The sequence below is a fragment of the Sphingomonas sanguinis genome (genome assembly GCF_001476905.1).
GTDB lineage: Bacteria > Pseudomonadota > Alphaproteobacteria > Sphingomonadales > Sphingomonadaceae > Sphingomonas > Sphingomonas sanguinis_B.
This window is the reverse complement of the sequence record NZ_LDTE01000120.1, coordinates 1-5,138: the sequence shown is the minus strand read 5'-3', so window position 1 is coordinate 5,138 and position 5,138 is coordinate 1. Positions and strand designations below refer to the sequence as shown.

Sequence of the window (5,138 nt, the reverse complement as noted above, 5' to 3'; positions counted from 1 at the left end):
GATTGGGTTTGGACCCTAGCCTGTGAACCGCGCCAAACACTCTTCCCCTGAAAAAAGGGGTCTTGATGAGCCTTAACCGCGTAGAGGCGCCCGGGCTAATGTCCGTAGTGGCAGCACGGGAATTAGGACGCCGTAACTACGTTTTGTACGAGTTTGCGAGCAAGCCGCATTACACGTTTCCTGGGAATCGGTGAGGCTGAGAAAGCCTTCCATTCGCTCACGTTCGCCATCAGGCAACACCAGCCGCATCAACGTGTGGGAACATTTGAGGGAATGGACATGCACAGCAGCCAAAAATTGGCTGAAATCCACCGCTTAGAGTGATCGCGGTGGCGGAGACGGAGGGATTCGAACCCTCGGTACGGTTTCCCGTACGACGCTTTAGCAAAGCGTTGGTTTCAGCCACTCACCCACGTCTCCGGCTTGCGGCGAGGTGCGGCTATAGCGGGGCCGGGGGAGGCAATCAACCGGGGTTTGAGGGGATTTTATGCGGAAAATCGACTAGGGCCTGTCCCGTCATTCATTGCACTGCAAGGCGCGGGCTGGTTAACGTCGGTCATCGGTCCGCCGGGGGAGTTGAAAAGTCATGCGTATCGTCTGTCACACCCTGTCGCTGCTGGGTGGTCTTGCGCTGATCGCCGCTGTGCCCGCGGGCGCGCAGGTCCGCACGATCGATCCCAATCAGGGCATCGACAGCGACCTGGGCACGCAGCCGTCGCGCCCGCCCGCAACCACCACGCCACAGGACCAGCGCAACAGCCCGGCGCAGGACGACACCATCCCCTCGACGCCGCCGGCCCAGCAAACGCCGGTGATGCCCCCCTCGACCGTCCCGGAAACCCGTGCGACGCAGACCACGCAGGCGGCCGACACGTTCGAGCGTGACGACCTGCTGGCGGCGGGCGAAGGCGTGTTCGGCAAGGGCGCCGAAGGGCTGGCGGGCATCATCGAGCGCATCCTGAAGGAACAGGGCCGCCCCAACGCCTATATCGCGGGGCGCGAGGCTTCGGGCGCGTTCGTCGTCGGGCTGCGTTACGGCTCGGGCGTGATGACCCATAAGGTCGAGGGGCAGATGCCGGTCTATTGGACCGGGCCGTCGCTCGGCTTCGATATCGGCGGCGATGCCAACAAAGTCTTCGTGCTGGTCTACAACCTGTATGACACCGAGGAGCTGTTCCACCGCTTCCCGGCGGCCGAGGGGCGGCTCTATTTCGTCGGCGGGTTCGCGGCGACCTATTTGCGGCGCGGCAATGTCGTGCTGATCCCGGTGCGGCTGGGGGTCGGTTGGCGCGCGGGCGTCAATGTCGGCTATATGAACTTCACCCACAAGGCGCGGTGGCTGCCCTTCTGATAGGGGCCTGGGGATAGGGACTTTCCCCCTTATCCCCGCACCAATAACCGATAGGGCTCGCTGACCGCGATGACCGGCACGTCCCAGGGATGCGCCGCCAGCAACTGTTCCGCCAGCGAATCCACATCCGCGTCCGCGCCATAGATCGCGGTCAGGATGACGGTCGGCGACCAGCTCGGCTCGCCGACCGTGCCCAGCGTCGGCACCGCGCCGTCGCCGGGACGGAAGCCTTCATAGCCGAGCGCCAGTTCCACCACGTCCCGATAACGTCCGAAATCGCCGAGCGGCGGGGTGCGCAAGATCCCCAGCAGCACGGCGGCGGTGGCGTCCCGCTCGACCGCGCCGGGATCGCCCGCTATCATCGCCGCCAGCGTCTGGGGCGCGACGGGGCAATGGACCCGGATGTCGCGCACCCACCGGACTGCCCTCATCCGAAATCGACCGCCTCGAAACGCAGCGGCTGGCCGGTCGGCGCGGCGGCGATCTGGTCTTCCCACATCGCGACCTCGCCCCGGATGATCGTGCCGATCGGCTTGCCGGTCAGCTCCATGCCCGTGAAGGGCGACCAGCCACACTTGGACTGGAGCCACTGGTCCTCGATCGTCCAGCGCTTCTTGAGGTCGACGATAGTGAAGTCGGCGTCGTAACCGGCCGCGATCCGCCCTTTGCCGACGATGCCGAAGATGCGCTGCGCCCCCGCGCTGGTCAGCTCGATGACCCGCTGGAGCGACAGGCGGCCGTTCGCCGCATGGTCGAGCAGCAGCGGCAGCAGCGTCTGCACGCCCGGCATCCCACTGGGGCTGCCCGGATAGGGCTTGGCCTTTTCCTCCAGCGTGTGCGGCGCATGGTCCGAGCCGATGACGTCGGGCACGCCCTGGTTCAGCCAGTGCCACAGCCCGTCGCGATGCGCGCCCGAACGGATCGGCGGGTTCATCTGCGCCAGCGTGCCGAGGCGCGGATAGGCCTCCTCGCCGGCCAGCGTCAGATGCTGCGGCGTGACTTCGCAAGTCGCAATGTCCTTGTGCTGGGCGATATATTCCAGCTCGGCGGGCGTGGTGACGTGCAGGATGTGGATGCGGCGCTTCGCCTCGCGCGCCAGGCGCAGGATGCGGCGGGTGGCAAGTAGCGCGCTCTCGTCGTCGCGCCAGACCGGGTGCGAGGCCGGATCGCCCTCGATCCGCTCGTCGGCGCGGGCGTTCATCCTGTCCTCGTCCTCGGCATGGATGGCGACGCGGCGATGGCCCGAGGCGAGCACTTCGGCCAGTCGCGCATCCTCCGACACCAGCAGGTCGCCGGTCGAGGCGCCCATGAAGATCTTCACCCCCGCCGTGCCCGGCATCCGCTCCAGCTCGGCCAGGTCGCGGGCATTGTGATTGGTCGCGCCCACGTAAAAGGCGTGATCGCAGAACATCGTCTTCGCGCGGGTCAGCTTGTCGGTGATCGCCTCGGCCGAATCGGTGTTCGGCTTGGTATTGGGCATTTCGAACACGGCGGTGACGCCGCCCATCACCGCCGCACGGCTGCCAGACGCCAGGTCCTCCTTGTGCATCAGGCCGGGCTCGCGGAAATGCACCTGGGTGTCGATGACGCCGGGCAGGATGTCGAGCCCGGTACAGTCGATCACACGACCCGCATCGCCCTTCGCCCCGATCGCCACGATCCGACCGCCACGCACACCGACATCGGCGCGGACCGGGCCGCCGGGGGTGTGGACGGTGCCGCCGGAGAGAAGCAGATCGAAGGTCATGACAAACGGGCCTTTCGCAGAGGGTCCCGCCCTCCTACCTTGCCCGCATGAGCGATACCACCCCGACGACGCGCCCCGGAACCACCCTGACCGACCGCCGCCTGATCCGCGTGGCGGGCGACGATGTACGCGGCTTCCTGCAAGGGCTGGTGACGCAGGACGTCGTCGGGCTGACTCGGCACGCGCCGCGCTGGGCCGGGCTGCTGACGCCGCAGGGCAAGGCGCTGTTCGACTTCATCCTCTGGGCCGAGGGCGAGGCGGTGCTGATCGATGCGGAAGCGTCCCAGGCCGAGGCGCTGGCGCGGCGGCTGGCCATGTACCGGCTGCGCCGCGCGATCACGATCGAGCCGGTCGAGGGGCTGGCGGTGCATTGGAGCGCTGGGGCGAGCGCGGATACGGACGGCAAGCCGCACGATCCGCGCCTGGCCGAACTGGGCCGACGCTGGCTGGCCCCGGCGGGTGAGGCGGCGACCGGCTGGATCGCGCATCGGCTGGCGCTGGGCGTGACCGAGGGGGGCGGCGAACTCGGCGCGGGTGAGACCTTGTGGCTGGAATGCAATGCGCGCGAACTGAACGGGGTCAGCTTCACCAAGGGCTGTTATGTCGGCCAGGAAAATACGGCGCGGATGCACCATCGCTCGAAGGTCAACCGGCGACTGGTCGTCGCCCCCTTGGGCGAGCCGGGCGATCGGACGCGGGCGACCTATCCTGCGCTGGGACTTATGGTGGAGCATCGCCGCGTCGAGGCGCTGGGCGATGCGGTGCGGCCCGCATGGCTGGTCGCGGCGCTGGCTGAAGAGGAGCGCGGCTGATCCGGCCGACGTCTATCGGGCGGAGGACAGGGCCTGATTGATCCGTTGCGTGGGGTCGGTCAGCATATGACCGACCTGCACCGCGATGGTGGCCGCCGCGGCGAGGCCGAACAGGCCGATCGCCCCGAATTGCAGCGCGCTGGAGATGGAACGGCTACGCTCCATGCGCCGGGCTGCGTCGATCTCGCTGACGAGCCTCTGACGGGGATCGCGCCGGTCACCATCGACCTCGCGCTGGGCGGGGCGGCCCTCCAGCCGGGGTTCGTTGACCAGCACATCCGCGCTGATCACATCCTGAGTCCGAATGCCCGAGAAGCGGTCGCGCCGCCAGATCACACGGCCGATCACCACCTGGCGCCCGCGCCGGATATCGACATATTCGCCCGGCTCCAGCGGGTCGTCGCAGGCCAGCATCATGCCGCGCGACGAGATATTGTGGATGCACGCATCGCCCCAGCCGCGGACCGACTTCATGCGACAGGGGATCAGGACCTGCCGGCGCGCTTCGCGATTCTTATAACCCGGCGCGGCCCGTGGCATCGGCGTTCCTTCGTGGTGAAGGACTTGTCCATATTGGACAGTGCCGAAAAAAGTGTGAATCCCGGAGACCAGGACGTCAAAAACGGCCTGACCGATCGGGAATGGCAGGCAGGACCGGCGCGGACGATCGACCGCTTGGCTGTGCCTTTCACCAAAACTTGGTCCAGCAGGACTGAGTCAGCACGGCACCGGGAAAGTCCTGGACGAGGCCCCGGATCGAACGTGGACATAAAAAAAGGAGGCCGGCTTTCGCCGACCTCCCTCTTTTCGCAATCAGCCTTGGCTGAGCGTGGCTTACTGGCCAGCGCCCGGACCGTAGGTGATTTCCACGCGACGGTTCTGGACCTCGCGGACGCCGTCCGCAGTCTGAACGCGCAGGTGGTCGCGGTCTTCGCCGAACGCTTCGGTCGCAATCGAGCCATCGGGGATCGAACGCGACGTCATGTATGCCTTCACCGCATCGGCGCGACGCTGCGACAGACCCATGTTGTACTTCGGCGTACCCGACGTATCGGTGAAGCCTGCAACCATCACGCGGGCATTGCCGCAGCTCTGGTACTGGGTGATCGCATTGTCGAGGATCGACGCCGCTTCCGGGGTGATGTCCGACTTGTTCCACTCGAAGAACACGATGAACGGACCCGGCGAGCACGGCACGGCCTCGGGAGCCGGCGGCGGGGGAGGCGGG

At 66.9% G+C, this 5,138-nt stretch carries 6 protein-coding genes and 1 tRNA gene; 2 read left to right on the top strand and 5 right to left on the bottom strand.

Going from position 1 to position 5,138, the window contains the following annotated elements:
- Positions 1–330: 330 nt before the first annotated feature.
- A tRNA-Ser gene (locus SB4_RS16380) sits at positions 331–420 on the bottom strand.
- A 166-nt stretch (positions 421–586) separates the two neighbouring features.
- Here SB4_RS16380 and SB4_RS16375 point away from each other — a divergent pair.
- The gene (locus tag SB4_RS16375) at positions 587–1,351 is read left to right on the top strand and encodes a DUF1134 domain-containing protein (protein WP_058753434.1); all 765 of its coding nucleotides are present in this window, start codon (positions 587–589) and stop codon (positions 1,349–1,351) included.
- 29 nt (positions 1,352–1,380) lie between these two features.
- On the opposite strand, the gene SB4_RS16370 is transcribed toward SB4_RS16375, so the two are convergent.
- Together SB4_RS16370 and SB4_RS16365 are read right to left on the bottom strand one after the other, a co-directional pair.
- On the bottom strand, positions 1,381–1,782 hold the full coding sequence (locus SB4_RS16370; protein ID WP_058753433.1) for a hypothetical protein: 402 nt from the start codon (positions 1,780–1,782) through the stop codon (positions 1,381–1,383).
- Complete coding sequence (locus SB4_RS16365; protein WP_058753432.1) at positions 1,779–3,098, bottom strand: dihydroorotase; 1,320 nt, start codon at positions 3,096–3,098, stop codon at positions 1,779–1,781. Before SB4_RS16365 ends, SB4_RS16370 begins: the two co-directional genes overlap by 4 nt.
- A gap of 47 nt (positions 3,099–3,145) precedes the next feature.
- Here SB4_RS16365 and ygfZ point away from each other — a divergent pair, with 47 nt between their 5' ends.
- On the top strand, positions 3,146–3,910 hold the full coding sequence (ygfZ, locus tag SB4_RS16360) for a CAF17-like 4Fe-4S cluster assembly/insertion protein YgfZ (RefSeq protein WP_058753431.1): 765 nt from the start codon (positions 3,146–3,148) through the stop codon (positions 3,908–3,910).
- A gap of 12 nt (positions 3,911–3,922) precedes the next feature.
- On the opposite strand, the gene SB4_RS16355 is transcribed toward ygfZ, so the two are convergent.
- Together SB4_RS16355 and SB4_RS16350 are read right to left on the bottom strand one after the other, a co-directional pair.
- Positions 3,923–4,450 (bottom strand): hypothetical protein, encoded by a 528-nt coding sequence (locus SB4_RS16355; RefSeq protein WP_058753430.1) that lies wholly within the window; start codon positions 4,448–4,450, stop codon positions 3,923–3,925.
- Positions 4,451–4,744: 294 nt separating this feature from the next.
- Positions 4,745–5,138 (bottom strand): OmpA family protein (locus SB4_RS16350; protein WP_153006290.1); only part of this gene is annotated, 394 nt, incomplete at its 5' end.